At 58.0% G+C, this 18,938-nt stretch carries 12 protein-coding genes; 7 read left to right on the forward strand and 5 right to left on the reverse strand.

The window, feature by feature from the left end:
- Positions 1 to 21: 21 nt before the first annotated feature.
- Positions 22 to 2,775, reverse strand: coding sequence for a LuxR C-terminal-related transcriptional regulator (locus EKD05_RS03590; RefSeq protein ID WP_129670995.1), 2,754 nt, complete (start codon positions 2,773 to 2,775; stop codon positions 22 to 24).
- A 335-nt stretch (positions 2,776 to 3,110) separates the two neighbouring features.
- Here EKD05_RS03590 and EKD05_RS03595 point away from each other — a divergent pair, with 335 nt between their 5' ends.
- The 7 genes from EKD05_RS03595 (at position 3,111) to EKD05_RS25650 (ending at position 11,785) form a co-directional block, all read left to right on the forward strand.
- The gene (locus EKD05_RS03595; protein WP_370374874.1) at positions 3,111 to 4,724 is read left to right on the forward strand and encodes an MFS transporter; all 1,614 of its coding nucleotides are present in this window, start codon (positions 3,111 to 3,113) and stop codon (positions 4,722 to 4,724) included.
- Positions 4,725 to 4,742: 18 nt separating this feature from the next.
- Positions 4,743 to 6,125, forward strand: coding sequence for a dipeptidase (locus EKD05_RS03600; RefSeq protein ID WP_129670999.1), 1,383 nt, complete (start codon positions 4,743 to 4,745; stop codon positions 6,123 to 6,125).
- A gap of 12 nt (positions 6,126 to 6,137) precedes the next feature.
- A complete protein-coding gene (pepT, locus tag EKD05_RS03605) occupies positions 6,138 to 7,382 on the forward strand; it encodes a peptidase T (protein WP_129671001.1) in 1,245 nt (414 codons plus the stop codon).
- Positions 7,383 to 7,388: 6 nt separating this feature from the next.
- The gene (locus EKD05_RS03610) at positions 7,389 to 8,855 is read left to right on the forward strand and encodes a leucyl aminopeptidase (RefSeq protein WP_129671003.1); all 1,467 of its coding nucleotides are present in this window, start codon (positions 7,389 to 7,391) and stop codon (positions 8,853 to 8,855) included.
- 302 nt (positions 8,856 to 9,157) lie between these two features.
- Positions 9,158 to 10,822 (forward strand): AbgT family transporter, encoded by a 1,665-nt coding sequence (locus EKD05_RS03615; protein ID WP_129671005.1) that lies wholly within the window; start codon positions 9,158 to 9,160, stop codon positions 10,820 to 10,822.
- A 57-nt stretch (positions 10,823 to 10,879) separates the two neighbouring features.
- Positions 10,880 to 11,611 (forward strand): ZIP family metal transporter, encoded by a 732-nt coding sequence (locus EKD05_RS03620; protein WP_129671007.1) that lies wholly within the window; start codon positions 10,880 to 10,882, stop codon positions 11,609 to 11,611.
- A 9-nt stretch (positions 11,612 to 11,620) separates the two neighbouring features.
- Positions 11,621 to 11,785 carry a hypothetical protein gene (locus EKD05_RS25650; protein WP_165360574.1) on the forward strand — a complete coding sequence of 55 codons (165 nt, stop codon included), beginning with the start codon at positions 11,621 to 11,623 and terminating at the stop codon, positions 11,783 to 11,785.
- Between the two features lie 188 nt (positions 11,786 to 11,973).
- Here EKD05_RS25650 and EKD05_RS03625 read toward each other — a convergent pair whose 3' ends face one another.
- The 4 genes from EKD05_RS03625 to EKD05_RS03640 form a co-directional block, all read right to left on the reverse strand.
- Complete coding sequence (locus EKD05_RS03625; protein ID WP_129671009.1) at positions 11,974 to 12,834, reverse strand: hypothetical protein; 861 nt, start codon at positions 12,832 to 12,834, stop codon at positions 11,974 to 11,976.
- Between the two features lie 29 nt (positions 12,835 to 12,863).
- Positions 12,864 to 13,658, reverse strand: a complete 795-nt coding sequence (locus EKD05_RS03630) for an HAD-IIA family hydrolase (RefSeq protein ID WP_129671011.1) — start codon at positions 13,656 to 13,658, stop codon at positions 12,864 to 12,866.
- 1 nt (position 13,659) lies between these two features.
- Positions 13,660 to 15,387, reverse strand: a complete 1,728-nt coding sequence (argS, locus tag EKD05_RS03635) for an arginine--tRNA ligase (protein ID WP_129671013.1) — start codon at positions 15,385 to 15,387, stop codon at positions 13,660 to 13,662.
- Positions 15,388 to 15,959: 572 nt separating this feature from the next.
- Complete coding sequence (locus tag EKD05_RS03640; RefSeq protein WP_129671015.1) at positions 15,960 to 18,923, reverse strand: ATP-binding protein; 2,964 nt, start codon at positions 18,921 to 18,923, stop codon at positions 15,960 to 15,962.
- Between the last annotated feature and the right edge of the window lie 15 nt (positions 18,924 to 18,938).

Raw genomic sequence — 18,938 nt, forward strand, 5'->3', positions numbered from 1 at the left:
GCGCAGGGTGGGTGAAGGAGGTTAGCGCGTGGCAGGCGCCTCCGGCGCAAGCAGGCCCAGTGCGTGGGCCGTCATCACAGCTTCACGGCGACTATGCACGCCAAGTTTGTCGTAGATGGTCGTGGTATGCTTCCGTACAGTATTGGGCGCAATCACAAGGTGCCGGGCAATTTCTTTATCAGACCAGCGCAAGGCGAGCAGACCGAGGATTTCGGCTTCGCGGGTTGTGAGCAACTCGGGGAGACTGCCCCGGGCCAGCACCGGGCTTGCAGGTCTCGTTTCGTCTGGATGGGAGCCATTGGTGGTAAGGAGTTGCTGCAGATAGGGCCGCGCAAGGCTCTGCTCGCGCAGGGCATCGAGGAGAGGCCTGAGGCATGAGCCAAGATCGAGCAGCGTGCGGACAAAGCCAGCGGCGGATGCACGCTGCAGAGCTTGATCGAGCAGGGTCAGGGCCTGCTCGGTCTGGCCCTGGGCATGGCGCACGACGGCTTGCATCGCAAGACCACTGATCTGCAAGCGCGTCTGGGGCACCTGGGCAACCTGAGCCAACCATGACGCCAGGAGCAGATCGGCCTGCCTCAGGTTCACCAGATCACCCGCAGCCACCAATGCCTGAACCTTGCTCAGGCAGGGAATGCTGATCGAAAGCATAAATCCGGGATGCAAATGATCGACATCGATCCCTGCGGCACTGCACAGCGCAGAAGGCACATCACCCCGCGCCAGTGCCACCTGAACCGCACAACTCAGCGCCTGATGGCGCAAAAAGACCCCACCGACTTCATTGGCAAAGACGAGGGCTTCCTGCGCAAAGACTTCAGCTTCGGCGAGCGAGCCACGGGCCAGCGCAATCAGGGCCAACCCGATCACCCCATTGCTATACCCAGGGTAAGACACTTTGTATTTGCGCCTGGCGAGCATCTGAAACTGAGCCTGTGCCGCGGCAAGATCGTTCCGTTCGTAGGCCACCATGCCCAGGCTATACGCCGCATAGCCGAGCCAGAAATCACTTGACTGGTTGGTGACCACAAAATCATATAACTGTTGCGCATAGTCCTGCTGCGCAGCTAGATCGCCGATCAGATGGGCCATCCAGCAGAGCCCGGTCGCACGACAGAGAGGCTGTTGCGGGCGCAAAGCGGCGAGCGTAGCGGGCAGATCGGCCTCCAGCAACGCGACCCCCTCAGCAAAGCGGTCGGCACCTGCATAGGCAAGACCGAGTGCGAGCAGCACCTGTGTACCAAGGGCAGGTGTTGGGCCAAGCTTGAGCGCTACCTCGAACGAACGGATGGCCTCGGTAGCGTCACCCTCCCACAGGGCAAGGATCCCACGTAAGGCAGCAAGATCAGCCTGAAATCGCTCCGTCGAAGACAACGGATCGTGCGTGCCAGGTGGGGCAAGCAATTGATCAATCTGCGCCAGATGCCGCTGGAGTTGCCACATATCGCGTTTAAAGACCGCGAGGCGAGCCGCGATCAGGATCAAGCCTGGACGACGATCGATCACGTGTGATGGCAGGCGTTGCAACCAGTAGTCTGGAGAGGTTGGCAACACATCCTGGCCCATCGTCGGCATCAACAACTGTTCAATCAGCCTGGCGGCCCCATCCTCATTGCCAGCAGCGAGCAAATGACGCAGAGCCTCTTCATTCAACCCGTGGGCATAAAACCAATCGGCAGCACGCTGGTTCAGCAGTGCAAGCTGTGTCTCATCAAACTCAGACTGCGCATAGCGCACGAGGAGATCGCGAAAGAGATGATGAAACCGGTACCACTGGTGGGCCTCATCAAGCGGGATCACAAAGAGATTGGTGCACAGCAACGTCTGAAGACGACCTTCGGCAGCATAGATCGCCTCAGGTTTCCCAAGCAAGGCCGCACACAAACTGGCACAAAAACGCTCAGGGATAGCCAGAACCAGCAAGGTTTGCTGGATCTCGGCAGGTTGCCGCACCAGCACCTCATCGGCCAGATATTCGGCGATCTGGCGTGTGGCAAGGGCAAAAGACTGTGCCGGTGCCATCGAGTCGCGCCAGGCCAGGGCTGCCATCTGTACCGCAAGCGCCCAGCCTTCGGTCTGTTCTTGTAACGCATCAACATAGGTTGATGGTGGTGGCGAACCCTGCAGGTTGGTCAGCAACGCCCTCGTCTCGGCAGGCGTAAAGCGCAACGCATCGGCGCGAAGCTCAACAAGTTGCTGCTCAGCACGCAGACGTGCCAGTGACAGCGGCGGATCAGTGCGCGAGATCACCACCAGACGGCACAAGGCGGGCAGATGGCGCACAAAATAGGCCACGGCCTGATGGATTGGCTCAGACGTAAGCATGTGGTAATCATCAAGCACCAGGGTTACTTGGTCGGTGAGCGCATTCAGATCGACCAGCAGTGCCTGCAAGAGCACATAGGGCGGCGGGAGTTTTGGTGCGGTAAAGAGATCGCGTATGGTCGTAAGGGGTTGCTCGATGGCCTCTTCGATCGCACCGGCAACCAGGGCCAGGAAACGCTCACTCGCTTGATCATATTCATCGAGGGTTACCCAGGCAAACCGTGAACGAGCATGTCCATCCCGTTTTGCCTGCGCTTCCTGGTGGGCAAGCCACTGGGCCACCAGGGTTGACTTGCCAAAACCCGTCGGAGCCACGACCAGCACCAACTTTGCATCAGGTAGGGCTTCCACAGATGGAAACAATCGTGTACGCTCAACCCACACCTCAAGTTTCTGCGGAGGGCGCAGTTTTGTGGGCACGACAAGCCCGAATGGATTGACAGCCAGCATTTTCGCTCCTCTGGCAGAGCATCATAGCCTACAATCTATTCTATTATACCTGAGTTTATGCTGGAACGGTCTATCCGTTAGCAGGTGAGACACCGAGAAAATACTGCACTTTGAGTGATGCAACTGAGGATCTGAGGTACTATAATAGGTATCGTCTCTAAGAATGCTGTATGTTGATGTTAGGTAACAAGCGATCTGCATGTAACTTCATGGCTCATCGTTTTTTGCCGTGCGTGCCGTAGACCTGTTCAAGAGAGAAACAAACGTGTATGACTAGTTCTTTAGGCGCAACCACATCAGGTGCCGAGGCAACAGGAAAAGCCTCGTGGTTTCCGATGTTGATCATCAGTCTGGCCCAGATCCAACTGGCCTTCAATGTGAGTGCCCTCCAGGTTTCAATTGGTGGTATTGTTGAGGATTTCAATACCTCGCCTAGCAGTGTCAGTACCGCCCTGGTGGTCTACTCACTCGCCGTAGCTGCCTTTGTGATGCTTGGGGCCAAGCTCGACAAGATGATTGGTTCGCGGTTGATGTTCCAGGGTGGCATCCTGGTGCATGGCGTGGCGATGGGCATGATGGCACTGAGTACGACGCCGGATCGGATGATCCAGATCCAGGGCCTAGCCGGACTGGTGGCGGCACTGATGGTGCCGTCGCTCGTCGTATTGATCGCGACCCACTATCAAGGCAAGCAGCAAGCCCAGGCGCTCGGGTTGCTCGGGGCCGCCCAGGCTTCGGCAGGTGTGCTCGCCTTTCTGATTGCCGGTGCGCTCGGCACATTCCTTAGCTGGAGGTACGCCTTCGGGCTGCTTGTCTTTGTGGCCGTGGCGATCTTTTTCCTCAGTTTTCGCCTCAAGCAGGTGCCACGGCAAACAGGCATGAAGATTGATTGGAATGGCGTGATCTTGATTGCCTCGGCAGTTACGCTGCTCAGCCTCGGTTTCAATTACCTCAATGCCTGGGGCATCCTTGTTGCTACTTCCAATGCGCCTTTCAATATCCTCGGTCTTTCGCCCGCCCCGATCATGATTGTGTTTGGCATTATACTCGGGCAACTCTTCTTTTCCTGGTCGTATCTGCGTGGCAAAAAGGGCAAGCCAACCCTGATTGCCCTGGAAGTACTCGATACCTCCGAAGAACGGTATACTACCTATGTGCTCTTGATCATTGGGGCGCTCGGACCGGCGATCAACTTCCTGATTCCGCTCTACATCCAGATTGTGCAGGGGCGAAGTAGCTTGCAAACGGCCGTCGCGGTGATTCCCTATTCGCTGGCAATCTTCTTTGGGACGGCGATGATCGTTCGCCTCTTTGATCGCCTGACCCCGCGCATGATCGCTCGCTATGCCTTCGTCACGATTGTGCTTGGCCTGATCATGCTTGCCTTTACGGTCTCGAATGATTGGGGCACGCCGATGGTCATTCTCAGCCTCGTCATTGTTGGTGTGGCCGAAGGTTCGCTGCTCACCCTGGTCTTCAATGTGCTCGTTTCCGCTTCGCCCAAAGAACTGGCTGGTGATGTTGGGGCCTTGCGCGGTACCGTCAATAATCTCTCGACGGCCCTGGGTACGGCGATGGTTGGTGCGCTTGCCGTCGGCATTCTCGGGGTGCTCATCGCCGGTCTCGCGGCGAATCATCCCTCCATTCCACCTGAGTTGCTCGATAAGGTGAATCTCGACAATGTTGATTTTGTCAGCAACGATCAACTTGAAGAGCTTCTGGCCGCAACCAGTGCGACCCCCGAAGAGGTTGCCGCAGCCGTTGCGATCAATGAGGATGCCCGTCTCCGTGCGCTCAAAGCGTCCTTCTTGGCCCTGGCAGGGGTTGCAATGCTCGCCATTGTACCCGCTGGCGGGTTGCCGAATGTCTTGCCTGGTGAAATGCCGGTTGATCAGCCGCAGAAAGGTGCCGCGAGCCGGAAGAAGAAGAAGACTGGTGCCGCTGCATAACAACAAAGGAGAGGTGTGATGACGATATCAAGTCAAGAGGCCCGTGCTTTTTCACGCGCACAAGGTGCCAGGTTTGTCGAGGAGTTGTTTGCCTTTTTGCGCATCCCTAGCCTTAGTGGCGATCCGGCCTATGCGCCTGATGTCCGCCGTGCTGCCGAGTGGCTGGCCGAGCATATGCAGGGCCTCGGTCTCGCCAATGTCCAGGTGATGGAGACAGCCGGGCATCCGGTGGTCTATGGCGAGTGGCTCGGAGCTGGCCCCGATAAGCCGACGGTGCTGGTCTATGGGCATTACGATGTGGTGCCTGCCGAGATGAGTGATGGCTGGCAGACGCCGCCCTTCGAGCCCGTCGAGCGCGATGGCCGCATCTATGCCCGTGGCGCAACCGACGATAAGGGCCAGCTCTTCATTCACGTCAAAGCACTCGAGGCGTATCTGAAGACGAGCGGGGCTGCCCCCATCAATGTGAAATTTTTGATCGAAGGCGAAGAAGAGGTCTCGTCACCGAATTTGCGACCCTTTATCGAGGCGCATCTCGATCTTCTCAAGGCTGATGTCTGTGTGATTAGTGACTCATCGATGCGCACCATTGATGAGCCAGCGATTACCCATAGCCTCCGCGGCATGACCTATCTGGAGATCGAGGTCTCTGGGCCGACCGACGATCTGCATAGTGGCTTCTGGGGCGGCGCAACCCATAATCCGGCGCTCGCCCTCGTCGAGATCCTTGGCAAACTCTACCATCCCGACAATACGATTGCGGTGCCTGGCTTTTATGATGATGTGGTGCCCATCACCGACGAAGAACGGGCGATGATCGCCAAAACCGATCTCTCTGAAGCGCAGTTCAAGCAATCAACCGGGGTTCCGGCGGTCTGGGGCGATCGCACCTATACCATCCGCGAGCGCGTCTCGGCGCGTCCAACCCTCGATATCAATGGGCTCTGGAGTGGCTGGAGCGGCCCTGGCCCCAAGACGATCATTCCGGCGAAAGCGTCGGCCAAGCTCAGTTCACGCCTGGTCGCCAATCAGAATCCACACAAGATCTATGCACAGATCAAAGCCTATATCGAGTCAATCACCCCGCCAACGGTCAAGGTGGCAGTCAAACTCTTGACCACGGGCGAGCCAGCGCTGATTGATTTCAATCTGCCTGCGATGCAGGCGGCTGCGCGTGCCTACGAAAAGGGGTGGGGCGCAACCCCGGTCTTTACCCGCGGCGGTGGCAGCATTCCCGTGGTAGCCGATTTTGTTACGCTCATGGGGATCCCGGTCGTGATGATGGGCTATGGTCTCGATGACGACGGCTTGCACGCTCCCAACGAAAGTTATAGTATTGAGATGTTCCAGCGTGGCATTGAAACAGCGCTTGTCTACCTGGAAGAATTGGCCGCACTCTAAAGGAGAAAGACCGTGCATACCGCATTTGCTGCCGAACTCGAAGAACGTCTTGTCCGCTATGCTCGCCTTGATACGCAGGCCGACGAAAGCTCGTCAACCACACCGAGTACCGCGAAACAGTACGACCTGCTCAACCTGCTCGTCGAAGAATTGCAGGCGATCGGGGCCGAAGAGGTCACGCTGACCCCATATGGGGCGGTGCTGGCAACCATCCCTGCAACGGTCGCTGATTCGGTACCAACAATTGCCTTTCTTGCGCACGTTGATACGGCCCCTGCCTTCAATGGCACCGGCGTCAAGCCGCTTATCCATCGCAACTACGATGGCAATCCGATCGTGTTGCCTGATGATCCCCACCAGGTGCTCGCGACTGATCATTTTCCCTATCTCGAAACGAAGATCGGGGACGATATTATTACGGCGAGTGGCACGACGCTGCTCGGTGCCGATGACAAGGCCGGCATCGCGATCATTATGACGATGGCGCATCATCTGCTTCAGGAACGAACCGTTCCACATGGGAAAATCCGGATCTGCTTTACGCCTGACGAAGAGATCGGGCGTGGCGTGCATCCCGATCTGCCCAAGGATCTACAGGCCGACGTGGCCTATACGCTTGATGGTGGCCCACTCGGCGAAGTGGTCTACGAGACCTTTTCAGCCGATAAGGCGACCGTTCACATTACCGGGGTCTCGATTCACCCCGGCAATGCCAAAGATGAACTGGTCAATGCGTTGCATCTGGCCGCGAAGGTTATTGATACGTTGCCCCAGGTGACGCTGACGCCCGAAACGACTGAGGGCCGCCAGGGTTTTATTCATGTCTATCAGATGACTGGCACGGCTGCCGCCGCCGAACTGCATTTCATTCTGCGCGACTTCGAGCGCGAAGGCTTGCAGGCCCACGGCGACCTGTTGCAACAGGTCTGCGCGACGATCCAGGCGACCGAGCCGCGCGCACAGATTACCTGTACCATTACGCCCCAGTATCGCAATATGCGCTATTGGCTCGAACACGATATGCGTCCGGTTGAGCTGGCGCTCGAAGCCTGCCAGCAACTTGGCATCGAGCCCTTCTCGCCCCCGACCCGCGGTGGTACCGATGGCTCGCGCCTCACTGAAATGGGTGTGCCGACGCCGAATCTCTTTACCGGGATGCAGAATATCCACGGCCCACTCGAGTGGATCAGTATCCAAGACATGGTTCACGCAACCGCTGTGTGTGTCAAACTCGCCCAACTCTGGAGCAAAGGCTAAACCGGTATGAAGATAACGCTTACAACTGGTACGGTGCTCAACGAAGCGGCTGAGCTGGCCATCCTGGCCTGCCTCGAAGCTGCACCCCTCCCCGAAGCAGTGGCCGATCTGCTCGAGGTGGCTGATTTCAGTGGCAAAACGAGTCAAACCAGGCTCCTCTATCCACGTGGGGCGGTTCTTCCCAAACGCCTGCTCTTACTCGGGCTTGGTCCGGCTGATAAACTCACCACCGAGACGCTGCGCCGGGCGGCGGCGACTGCGGTGCGTCAGGCCCGGGACTTGCAGGTTGCCAACGTAGCCTTTGGGCTCAATGATCAACTAGAGCTCGCGCCCGCCCTGATCGGTCAGGCCCTTGCCGAAGGGGCCGAGCTTGGGGCGTACCGGTATCTGCGCTACAAGACTGGCCTCAAGCCCGAGCAGACCTTTGCGGTCGAGGCGATGACGCTGGTGACGCCAGAGGCCACCGATGCGATGCAAGCCGGGGTTGCCGTCGGTCAAACCATTGCGGGTGGCGTTATGTTGGCCCGAAATCTTGTCAATACACCACCAGGTGTCTTGACTCCCGCCGCACTCGCCGACCAGGCTGTCGCCCTCGGAGAGCGCACCGGGGTCGCGGTCACCATCTTTGACAAAGCCCGTCTGACGGAAGAAGGCTTTGGCGGCCTGCTCGCCGTCGGTCAGGGTTCGGCCAATGAGCCACGGTTGATCGTGATGGAGTATGGCAAAGCAGCCGAAGGGCGGCCAACCATCTGTCTGGTTGGCAAAGGCCTCACCTTTGACAGTGGTGGCCTCTCGCTCAAACCGGCAGATGCTATGACCACCATGAAGTCTGATATGGGTGGCAGTGCGGCTGTCCTGGGGGCCATGCAGGTCATTGCAGAACTGCAACTCCCATTGCATGTCGTGGGTCTCGTGCCCTCGGCTGAGAATATGCCAAGCAGCACCTCGTACCGACCTGATGATGTGCTTACCACCTTGAGTGGAAAAACGATCGAGGTACTCAATACCGATGCCGAAGGACGGATCGTGCTGGCCGACGCGCTCTTCTATGCCCAGCGCTACAACCCCGCCGCGATCATCGAACTTTCGACGCTCACCGGGGCGATTGTGGTTGCCCTTGGTTCGCATGCAACGGGGATGATGGGAACAAATCAGGAACTTGCCGACGCGATCAAGCAAGCAGGGGAAACAACCGGCGAACGCGTCTGGCAATTGCCGCTCTGGGAAGAGTATCACGAGATGATCAAGAGCGAGATCGCCGATCTCAAAAACATCGGTGGTCGGCAGGCTGGCTCGATCACGGCCGGGGCCTTTCTTGCGGCCTTTGTTGGTGACTATCCGTTTGTTCACCTCGACATTGCTGGCACCGCCTATGCCGAAAAACCGGCACAACCTTATAATGTCGCAGGTGGCACAGGGGTAGGGGTACGCTTGCTCACCGAGTTCTTACGCCAGTATACCGATGGGGTTTAGCAGGGTGTAGCCTAAGTTTTCCGGTAGCGCCGCCGACCAGGAATTGGGGCCACGAATAAACGAATAGCGCATGGAGCAGCCCATATTCGTTTATTCGTTATCAGCATTCGTGGTCGGCTGAGGTCGACTAAAGTCGGCACTACCACTACGTAGGGCGCAAACTGTCAAGTGCCTACGAACCTTGTCTTAGGAGCAGAGCGCAACAGAGTGAAGGGTTTCTCGCGCTCCCACGGCAGCAAGGCTTCGTTCTACTCAGCATGACACGGCAAGTTTACGGATCAGATCATCGTTAGGAGGCATCAATGGCTGCAGAAACGGCCAAGTCAAAAGAACCAGGTGAGGGTGGATTTGTGCAGAAATTGCTGGATGGCATTGAAAAGGTGGGCAATAAAGTCCCCCATCCAGTCATTATGTTCCTCTATCTGATCGCGATTATTGCGGTCCTCTCGCAGATCCTCTATATGTTCGGGGTCAGCGTGACCGAAGAGATTGCGGTACCGGTGCCAATTGAGGTCTTGCGCGATGTGCGTGATGCGCTCGGTGGTTCGATCGTTGCCTATGATGTGTATACGGGGCAACCTGCCTACATTCCCGAATTCATTATTGAAGAGCAGACGATTCCTATCCAGAGCCTTCTGACGGTTCCTGGGTTACGTTTTGTCTTCTCGTCGTTTGTCGCCAACTTTGCCGGGTTTGGGGTCGTTGCGGTCACCCTGGTCGCGATGGCCGGCGTCGGTGTTGCCGAACAGGCTGGCATGATGGCGGCCCTGATCCGCAAGCTGGTCAAGGTGGCCCCACGCAATCTCATCGCCTTCATTCTGATCCTCGTCGGCGTGCTCTCGAGTGTCGCTTCTGATGCTGGGTACTTGATCCTCATCCCGCTTGGGGCAACGGCCTTCCTCACCCTGGGGCGTCACCCGCTAGCCGGGATGGCGGCAGCTTTCGCTGGCGTCAGCGCGATCTTCGCGGTCAATCTGCTCATTACGCCCGTTGATAGCATGATCACCGAGATTACCAATGAGGCCATTGGGCTTGCCGGCGGCACGCCGATTACGGTGACGGCCAACTACTTCTTCAGTGTGGCCTCAACCCTGATCTTGAGCGTTGTCGCGGTCATTGTCACCGAGCGCATCATCGAGCCGCGACTCGGCAAGTACGAGGGCGAAGGCTTGATCGGTGATAATGACCTTGATCCCGAGGCTGCCAAAGCTGAGGCACGGGGCTTGCAATATGCGCTCTATGGCTTTCTGATTGTTTTTGGTGGTGTGCTGTTGCTCTCGCTGCCACCCGGTGCCCCGCTGCGTCACCCCGTGACCGGCAATCTGATCGGTACTACGCCCTTTATGGATAGCCTCATTTTCATTATCTCGCTCATCTTTCTTATTTCAGGCATTGGCTATGGGCTCGGAGCGAAGACAATCAAGAGCAGCAATGATGTGATTAGTGCCGTTACCAAGACCTTTGCCGGTCTTTCGGGGCTAATCTTTATGCTGCTGATGATCAGTCAGTTCATCGCCTTCTTCAACTATACCAATCTGCCCCGCGTGATTGCGGTCGTGCTGGCCAATGCACTTGAACAAGCCAATATTGGGGCATTGCCCTTGCTTGTTGGCATGATTCTCGTCATTATCATGCTCAACTTTATCATCCCGGGTGTGGTGCCAAAGTGGGCCATCTTTGCCCCGATCTTTATTCCACTCTTTATTCGTCTTGAAGTAGCCCCACAGACCGTGCTGGCAGCCTATCGCATTGGTGACTCGCCGACCAATGTGCTCACCCCTTTGATGGTCTATCTGCCCTTCATTGTCACCGTGGCCCAGAAGTATCAGAAAGACGCCGGCCTTGGCACCGTAATCGCGTTGATGATCCCCTATACACTGGTCATCGCCATCACCTGGATCCTGCTCTTTATCATCTGGTTCTTGCTTGGCATTCCCCTTGGCCCAGGCTACCCTGTCAATGTGTAAGAGTTTTTGTCCGCGGGGCGCAGTCGTCAGTTTCGCTGGCTGCTGCGCCAGAGGATCATGACTGAATTTCAACTTGTCCTCATCATTGCCAGTCTTGCCGCTTTCTTCACCTATCTTGGTGCCCCGCTTGCCGAGGCGCTTGATGTTCCCCATCTGGTCATTAGTGCAACCCTTCAGTTTGCGGCAGGCGTGATTATGGCGCTCGTCGCCTTTAGTCTGATGCCGCCTGCAATTCGTCTCGGCCCACTGACATGGGTGCTCGGGGCGTTTTTTGTGGGCGGCCTGCTCTACGTTATGCTTGAATATGTCTCGGCCTGGGCGCTTAGCAAACCTGATCTTGCCCAGGATCATTCTGCTTCGCTCGGTCTCTATATTGGCATTCTCGTTGATCTGCTGATTGATGGCATTGTCATTGGCATCGGCTCAACGTTGACCATCAAGACTGGTCTGTTGCTCGCCCTCGGTATGTCAATCAGCACGGCACCGCTTGCGTTTGTCATTACGGCGACGGCCAAACGCGAGGGCGTTCCTCGTCAGCGCCGCCGGTTCCTCTCGTTTCTCTTTATTGCCGCCATCATTGGTGGGGCCATGATTGGCTATCTGGTCTTGCGCAATCAATCCCTCGAGGTACGACTGATCCTGGTGGCCCTCGCTTCCGGTTTTTTGATCACGACGATTACCCAGGGGATGATCCCCGAAGCGAATAAAGAGGGCGAACCAGGTTTTGCTGGGGTCTTATTTGTCGGTGGTATTTCGCTCTATGCGTTGATGACGCTCGGTTTGCAATAAGGAAAAGATATGCGTCTCTATGTGCTCTATGTCCTCTTGCTGGCTTCGGTGGTGATCGCTGCAATTGAGGCGACCCCGGGTCTTTCCGATCGCCTACGCCGGTTTCTCGTCATTGCGGTGGCTTTGCTGGTGATGTTGCCGTCGGTGATCTATTTGATCTTTGGTGGCGGGTAAAGCTATCACCCAGGCCAGCTACGCTGGCCTGGGTGATACCAGAAGGCTAGGGCTGGCACCCATTATGCGCTAAAGTGACAGCAGGGGATGTCGATGCGGGCCTGGTTGATACCAGAAGGGGAGGGTTGGCACCCTAACAACCCTTGCTTGTTGTCGCAAAATTCCTGGAGGCTGCGCCCCCAGATCTGTTATGAGCGCGAAGCACCAAATTGCTGCTGTACCAAGCGCCACATACCCCGTACCCGGCGATCAAGCCCAAGCAAGAATAAGCCCAACAACATCAAAGGAAGCGCCGGCCAAAGCAATTCGAAGATCGGCGCATCATGATGAAAATTGGGTAAATTTGCGACCAGCCAGATGCAGACGCCACCGGCAAAGCCCGCGATGCCGGCACGAATGCCAACCAGCAGACCCAGGGTCAATAGCGCGAGTGGCACACCCGCTGGATGCTCGGGAATGCGCCCCAGCAGCAGGGGTAGGCTCAAAAGCGCAACCCCAGCCACAACCAACAAGAGGGCAATGCGGCGCCGCCAACCCGTTGGTTGCTCAAAGAGCGGTGCCGCATACGGGTCGGCAGGTGGCGGAGGAACCAGTTGTTCGAGTTGATCAGGGTATGGATAGCCATCGGTTGCCTTGATCAGAGCGAGGGCCAGTCCCTGTGTGCGAGCCTCTTCCACAATTGCTTGCATGGCGGGAAGCCCAGCTACTTGATCTGGCAGGGCCGTCAGTTCACCCGAGGTGGCAGGCAAACACGAGGCGTAGGCAACAGGCACAGATTCGTACGCAACCGTCAGGCCAATGCATATCAACGTATGCACCCGATGACTACGTTGCGCATCAACCATCAATGCATCACGCAACGGCATCGCGCCAAGCGCACGCTGCATCCAATCGGTCAGCAGCCGATCAAGCTCACGGGCCTCAATGGCCGAGAGTGAACTGCCAAAGGTTCCCGACCGCAACGCATCACGTAGCTGCTGGGGCGTCCAATCGCGCAGCATCGTCAAGACCGTCGCACGATCATACGCGACGAGGAACATTGACGCCATCAACGAAGATCGTGGTCGCAACCTGCTTCTCACAATGCACACCAACTTGACAATAACGCAGGAAGATCGGCGATGATCACATCAGGCTTGATCGGGCCTGTTGTGGCTTCTTCGCGTCCACTGACCCCGGTCAACACCAGCACCGAGGGCATGCCTGCGGCGAGCGCACCGGCAATATCCGTATCAAGGCGATCACCAACGACCAGCGTCTGCTCAACCGCACTTCCAAGCATGGCAGCCCCGATTGCAAACATCGTCGGCTGCGGTTTACCGATCACCACCGGTGCCACGTCAGTCGCCGCAACAAGCGCCGCAGTCACCGCCCCTGCCCCCGGAATCAAGCCCTCTTCCGACGGAAATGTCTTATCCGGGTTGGTGGCGATATAGGTCGCCCCGCCCCGAATAAAGAGGGTCGCCTGACGCAGGGTCTCATAGGTGAGGGCGAAATCGGCCCCCTGCACCACGAGTTCAGGCAAGACGGTATCTTCCACAAAATAGCCGTCACCAAAAACCGCCTCGCGCAAACCCTCCATGCCCACCACAAACACCCGCGTCCCCAGAGGATAGGTCATACGCAAATAACGACCTGTCGCCACCGCCGAGGTAATGACGCGGTCGGGCGGCATAGTGATGCCCATCGCCGCAAGTTTATTGGCATACTGCGCCGGGGTCAGCGAGGCATTATTGGTAATGCAGCCATAGCTAAACGAGCGCTGATCGAGCCAATTCAGCAGTTCGTGTACCCCGGGCAGCACCTGCTTGCCCCGGTAGAGCACGCCGTCCATATCGAAGAGAACCGCACGGATCGAACGTAGGATATCCATATCACATCCGCTCTGGGGCTTGAATGCCAAGCAAGCTCAGACCATTGTGCAACGCCTGCGCAGTGGCGGCGACGAGGCTTAAACGGGCACCCCGCAACAGCGGTGTTTCCGCCTTGAGGACAGGGCACTGTTCAAAAAAGACGCCAAACTCACGCGCCGTGGTATAACACCAATCGGCTACGACAAACGGCGCATAGCGCGCCCCTGCCTCGCGTACAGCCTCGGGGAGCCGGGCCAGATGTTTAATCAGACGTACCTCAGAGGGATGTACCAGCAAGGCAAGCTCGCCGCTCGGCCCTTCACCGCCATCCTCACGTGCTCGCCGCAAGAGCGAACGACAACGGGCATAGCTATACTGCAAATACGTGGCGCTATTGCCCTCGGTTGCCAGCATCCGCTCCCAATCGAGCGTAATATTGCGCTTGGGATCTTGATAGAGATCATTATAGACCACAGCCCCGACGCCGACAGCTTCAGCCACAGCATCCTTTTCGGCCTCTGGCAGATCGGGGCTCTTGTGCTCAACCACCGCCCGTGCCCGGCGCACTGCATCATCGAGCAGCGCTTCGAGATAGACCATATTGCCCCGGCGCGTCGAGAGCGGCTGCCCTTGGGCATCAAAGACCGTGCCAAAGGCGATGTGAGTCAATTCCACTCCTGCCGCGTACCCCATCGCCCGGATCAACGCAAAGAGCTGACGCAAATGTAGGGCCTGCGGTTCACCAACGACATAGACAATCTTCTGGGGGCTAAACTCGCGCATACGAAAGACGATGGTCGCCACATCGCGCGTCATATAGAGAGTGCCGCTATCACTGCGCTGCAGCAAAAAGGTGGGCAGGTTCTGCAGGTTCTCGATCACCACCGCCCCACCTGCGTCACGATAAGCCACCCCGCAAGCAAGGGCTTCCTGGATCACCCCGGCCAGCATTGGCTCATAGAAACTCTCGCCATAGGCATGATCGATCTTGACGCCAAGCCGATCATAGTTGCGCTGGGCTGCTTCCATCGTGAGATCAACGCTCCACTGCCAGAGCTCACGGGCCTGCGGGTCGCCCTGTTCAAGGCGCAGTGACCATTGACGGGCAAGCTCGTCGAGAGTGAGATCATCTTTAGCGGCAGCGGCAAAACGGGCGTACTGGGCCTCGAGCGCCTCCAACGCGGCTTCGCCAACACCCTCGGGCTTACCTTCATGCTCAACCGATGCCAACACAACCCCAAACTGTTTGCCCCAATCCCCCAGATGATTATCGCCAATGACCTCGTACCCCAGGGCACGATAAAGATTGACAATCGCCTGCCCAATGATGGTCGAGCGGATATGCCCAACATGCATGCGTTTCGCAATATTCGGGGCCGAATAATCAACCACAACCCGCTGAGCGTGCCCATCGCGATGGGTGCCATAACACGTTCCTGTCGCAAGAATCTCGCTTACCACCGCAACAGCCAGGCGTTCAGGGTGCATGCTAAAGTTCAAAAATGGCCCGACAGCCTCCACCTTGCCAATGAGACTATTGTCGCCCACCCGGATCGCTGCCGCAAGATCGGCGGCTAATTGTGGAGCGACCAGACCCCGTTCTTTCGCCAGGCGAAAGGTCGGAAAGGCCAGATCCGCCGGAATATTGGGCCTAGGCGTCGTCAACTCGATCTGGCCCACTTCAGCCTGACCGGTTGCCGCAATCGCCTCGCGAACCTCAGTTGTAAAGCGTTCTAACGCATAATTCATGCTTGTCTCTCCAGTTGTACACACGGTGTCAGTATAAAGCCGCTCGCCATTTGGCGCAACCATTGCCGAGGCCGGGGGCGCAGCCGCAGACAGGGGCGTTCGGCCAACGGGCGGGCTATGGGCTGCTGCGCCCCTACGCCCGGCAACGCATCCATCCCAGCGTCGTGATCCACCACCGCGTTACGCACCCGTAGGGGCGCAGCAGCCCATGCGCCCCGCGTCAATCGCCACGCATCCTGTTTGCGGCTGCGCCCCCCGTCAACCACAACGACCTCTGTTTGCTGCTGCGCCCTGCCGTGGGTGCGGGATCGGCCCCGTCGCGATGATCCCCCCGTGCCCGTCCTGCCGTGGGCGTGGATCGGCTCCGTCGCCGCAATCGGCTGTCATCAGGCGCGGGTAACATCACCGGAGGGCCGGGGGCGCAGCAGCGATGGCAGGGGCGTTTGGGCAACGGGCGGGCTATGGACTGCCCCGCCGCGCCGTGCCCCCGCCGCCGCCGTACGGGCACGGCTTGCCCGTGCCCCCACCGCCCCGTACGGGCACGGCTTGCCCGTGCCCCCACCGCCCGGCACTTACTCATTGGTGGCAAATGGCAGGCAAATCCGAAAGCGACTCCCCTGCGCAGGCTCGCTCTCCACGCTTAACGCCCCGTGGTGCGCCTGCACGATGCCCTGCACCGCAGCCAGACCAAGGCCTCTGCCGGTGAACTTGGTACTAAAAAAGGGGTCAAAAATACGACGAAGGGCTCCTGCTTCGATCCCGCACCCGGTGTCGTGAACCTCTAGGTAGGCATAGCGGCCCGGCTCGGCGGCATTGATACTGGCTTGCCTTAGGATCGCTTCGGTTACATCCCACTGGCCTGTGCTTACGGTAATCACCCCATGCTGCACTACCTCAAGCGCTTCAATCGCGTTGGTCAGCAGACTCCGCAGCATCTGGCGTAGCTGGGTTTCATCGGCGTAGATCATGGGGAGATCAGGTTCGAGGCGGTAGTGGATCGCAATGGTATGTGGGAGCGTGAGGCTGATTAGTTCGCTCTGTTCGCGCACAATGAGGTTGAGGTCAACCGGGACAAGATGAAATGCCCCACGCCCTGCATACGCAAGCATCTGTGCGGTCAGTTCGGCGGCACGGCGTGCCCCCAACATAATTGCATTCAGGCTGTCGTGAACCTCACTCCCCGGCGGTGTGTCGAAACGGGCAAGCTCGGCGTAGCCCAGGATGGTCGAGAGGATATTGTTAAAATCGTGGGCAATGCCGCCCGCCAGGATGGCGAGACTCTCGAGCCGTTGCGCTTCCAGCAGCTTGCGCTGGATGAGTTCGCGTTGGGCTTCACTCTCCTTGCGTGCGCTGATGTCGAGCGTGACAATGGCCGCCCCCATTCCCGCAACGGGCAACGGTGCGGCGCTGATGCTTGTCCAGCGCAGCTTGCCATCCGTCCGGATGATGCCAATTTCGGCGTCACGCACGATCTCACCGTTGGCCGCACGGATCGTTGGAAAAGCGTCGAAGGGTATCGGAGTGCCATCCGGGTAAATATATTGAATCTGCCGGTAGCCCCCGGCCAGTATTTCGCTCACCTCCATCCCCAGAATCTGTCCAACGGTACGATTAAGCTGAATGGGCCGTCGTCTCGGGTCAACAATCGAGACGCCAACGGGCAAGATGTCAAAGAGTGTCCGCAACAGACTTTCGCGCTCGCGGAGTTCCTCTTCGTTCTTCCAGCGTCGCAAGGTACTGCCGATCAGCCCGGTTGCCAGTTGCAACAAGATGTGATCCTGTTCCTGCCAACGCTGGGCGGTCGTGCAATGGTAAAAGCCAAGGGCACCGGCAAGCTCTTCCCCGGTCTGCATCGCCAAAAAGAGAAACGAGGTGATGCCAAGCGGCTCCATCAACGTCGCTAACTCTGGTGCCTGGGTGCGTAGGCTCTCGATCGTGCCACTGACCGCTCTGCCCTGACGCGGATCAATCCGGAACTGCGCGGGGATTTTGTTCCAGGGCAGGCGGGGCAACGCTTGATGCGGGGGCAGCAAAAAGGCAGGGCGCGCTATCGTGATCGTTTGATCAAGGCAAAGGCCTAACGCGGGATCGCGCACGCCCCGTAGCAAGACAATGCGATCAACCTCAATGCCGTCAAGCAAGCATCCCAGGGCTTCACGCAGCACCTGCTCGCGCTCTGCCGACGTATTGACCAGTCGAATCAAGATCTGCGAGCATGCAAAGAGCGCAGCTTGATAGCGCCGATCCTGTTCGACCTTGAGCTGCGCCTGCTTCTGGCTCGTAATATCCATCTCGATGCCATCCCACAGCACATGGTGTGCATCAAGCCGCCGCGGTCGTTGGCGGATCCGACTCCACCGCTCGCCCCACGGGGTCATTTTCCACACCTCGATATCCACCGGGGCAAAGGCGGCGCGGGCCTGTTGCTCGGCCTCATACAGCCGCTGGCGATCTTCGGGAACCAGTAACTCGTAGAGAAGTTCTGGCTTGTTGAGCGCCTGCGCTGGCGTAGAGCCCGACAGTTGCGCAACACCGGCACTGACATAGGTGAAACGTCCGGGTCCATTGTCAACGACCAGTTTTTGATAGAGCATCACGCCCGGCAGGTTGTCGCCAATCGCCCCAAGCTGCGCTTCGCGCTCCTCCAGGTCATCGGTACGCTCGCTCACGAGGTACTCCAGGTCGCGATTCAGCACCTCGAGTCGCTTTTCAGCCTGTGTTCGTTCCTGATCGGCTCGATCAAAGGCGTGCGCCACCTGGTAAAAGAGGATCAGGTTGCCCATGATCACGATGATCAAGCCCAGGATCGCTCCGCTAAAACCTGTCCGCCAGGTGATCCAGGCCACGACCCACGCAATTAGCAAGAGGATAAAGCTCCCAGCCACAAGTCGTCGCAGGATCTGTCCACCCTGACTCTCACTGAAGCCCAAAGCCATAAACCCACGGTCAGGGGCCATCGTCAGCCCGGCGAGCGCCAGCAACAAGACAGCCACTGAACCATGCAACGACGTGCCACGCGCAAGTGGCCGCATGCTCATCCCATCGATGACGGGCAGAAAGCTCATAATGGCAATCAGCCCATACGCGGCTAGACCCAGGGCACAGAGTTGCGCCAGCCGAAGGTTGCGCTCGGTTGCGTTTTCGCGTAAAAACAGTGCTAACCCGACAAGCAGGATCGTCAAGATGACCATCGGCACAAACGCAAGCGGTGAGCCAGTCGAGCCCACCTCAAACACTGGCACTAGACCATCCCACAAGAAGGTGCTGAGATAGAGCACGCCAAGGACAACGGCACTGCCAATCATCACACCTGCCAGGAGGCGCGTCAGACGTCCTGGCACGACCAGCATCAAGGTTGCGATCAGCAACATCCCAGCATTCAACGGTCTCAGTGGGGGTAAGGCCGGGTGCAATTGTGCCAGCAGAGGAAGATCGGCGATCCAGCCTACTAGCGCGAGTAGGCTGATGCTGATCGCAAAGGCAACGGCGCCGATCTGGAGGTACCGAAGATACCGAAGGATGGGAGACATCATCATCGGGCTTATCTATAA

Origin of the sequence: Candidatus Chloroploca sp. Khr17 (assembly GCF_004138165.1) — a bacterium.
Classification (GTDB): domain Bacteria; phylum Chloroflexota; class Chloroflexia; order Chloroflexales; family Chloroflexaceae; genus Chloroploca.

Bases quoted from the DNA above. Each gene is read 5' to 3' on its own strand.
- EKD05_RS03590 (WP_129670995.1), bottom strand. From the start codon at position 2,775: ATGCTGGCTGTCAATCCATTCGGGCTTGTCGTGCCCACAAAACTGCGC.
- EKD05_RS03595 (WP_370374874.1), top strand. From the start codon at position 3,111: ATGTTGATCATCAGTCTGGCCCAGATCCAACTGGCCTTCAATGTGAGT.
- EKD05_RS03600 (WP_129670999.1), top strand. From the start codon at position 4,743: ATGACGATATCAAGTCAAGAGGCCCGTGCTTTTTCACGCGCACAAGGT.
- EKD05_RS03610 (WP_129671003.1), top strand. From the start codon at position 7,389: ATGAAGATAACGCTTACAACTGGTACGGTGCTCAACGAAGCGGCTGAG.
- EKD05_RS03615 (WP_129671005.1), top strand. From the start codon at position 9,158: ATGGCTGCAGAAACGGCCAAGTCAAAAGAACCAGGTGAGGGTGGATTT.
- EKD05_RS03620 (WP_129671007.1), top strand. From the start codon at position 10,880: ATGACTGAATTTCAACTTGTCCTCATCATTGCCAGTCTTGCCGCTTTC.
- EKD05_RS25650 (WP_165360574.1), top strand. From the start codon at position 11,621: ATGCGTCTCTATGTGCTCTATGTCCTCTTGCTGGCTTCGGTGGTGATC.
- EKD05_RS03625 (WP_129671009.1), bottom strand. From the start codon at position 12,834: ATGGCGTCAATGTTCCTCGTCGCGTATGATCGTGCGACGGTCTTGACG.
- EKD05_RS03630 (WP_129671011.1), bottom strand. From the start codon at position 13,658: ATGGATATCCTACGTTCGATCCGTGCGGTTCTCTTCGATATGGACGGC.
- argS (WP_129671013.1), bottom strand. From the start codon at position 15,387: ATGAATTATGCGTTAGAACGCTTTACAACTGAGGTTCGCGAGGCGATT.
- EKD05_RS03640 (WP_129671015.1), bottom strand. From the start codon at position 18,923: ATGATGATGTCTCCCATCCTTCGGTATCTTCGGTACCTCCAGATCGGC.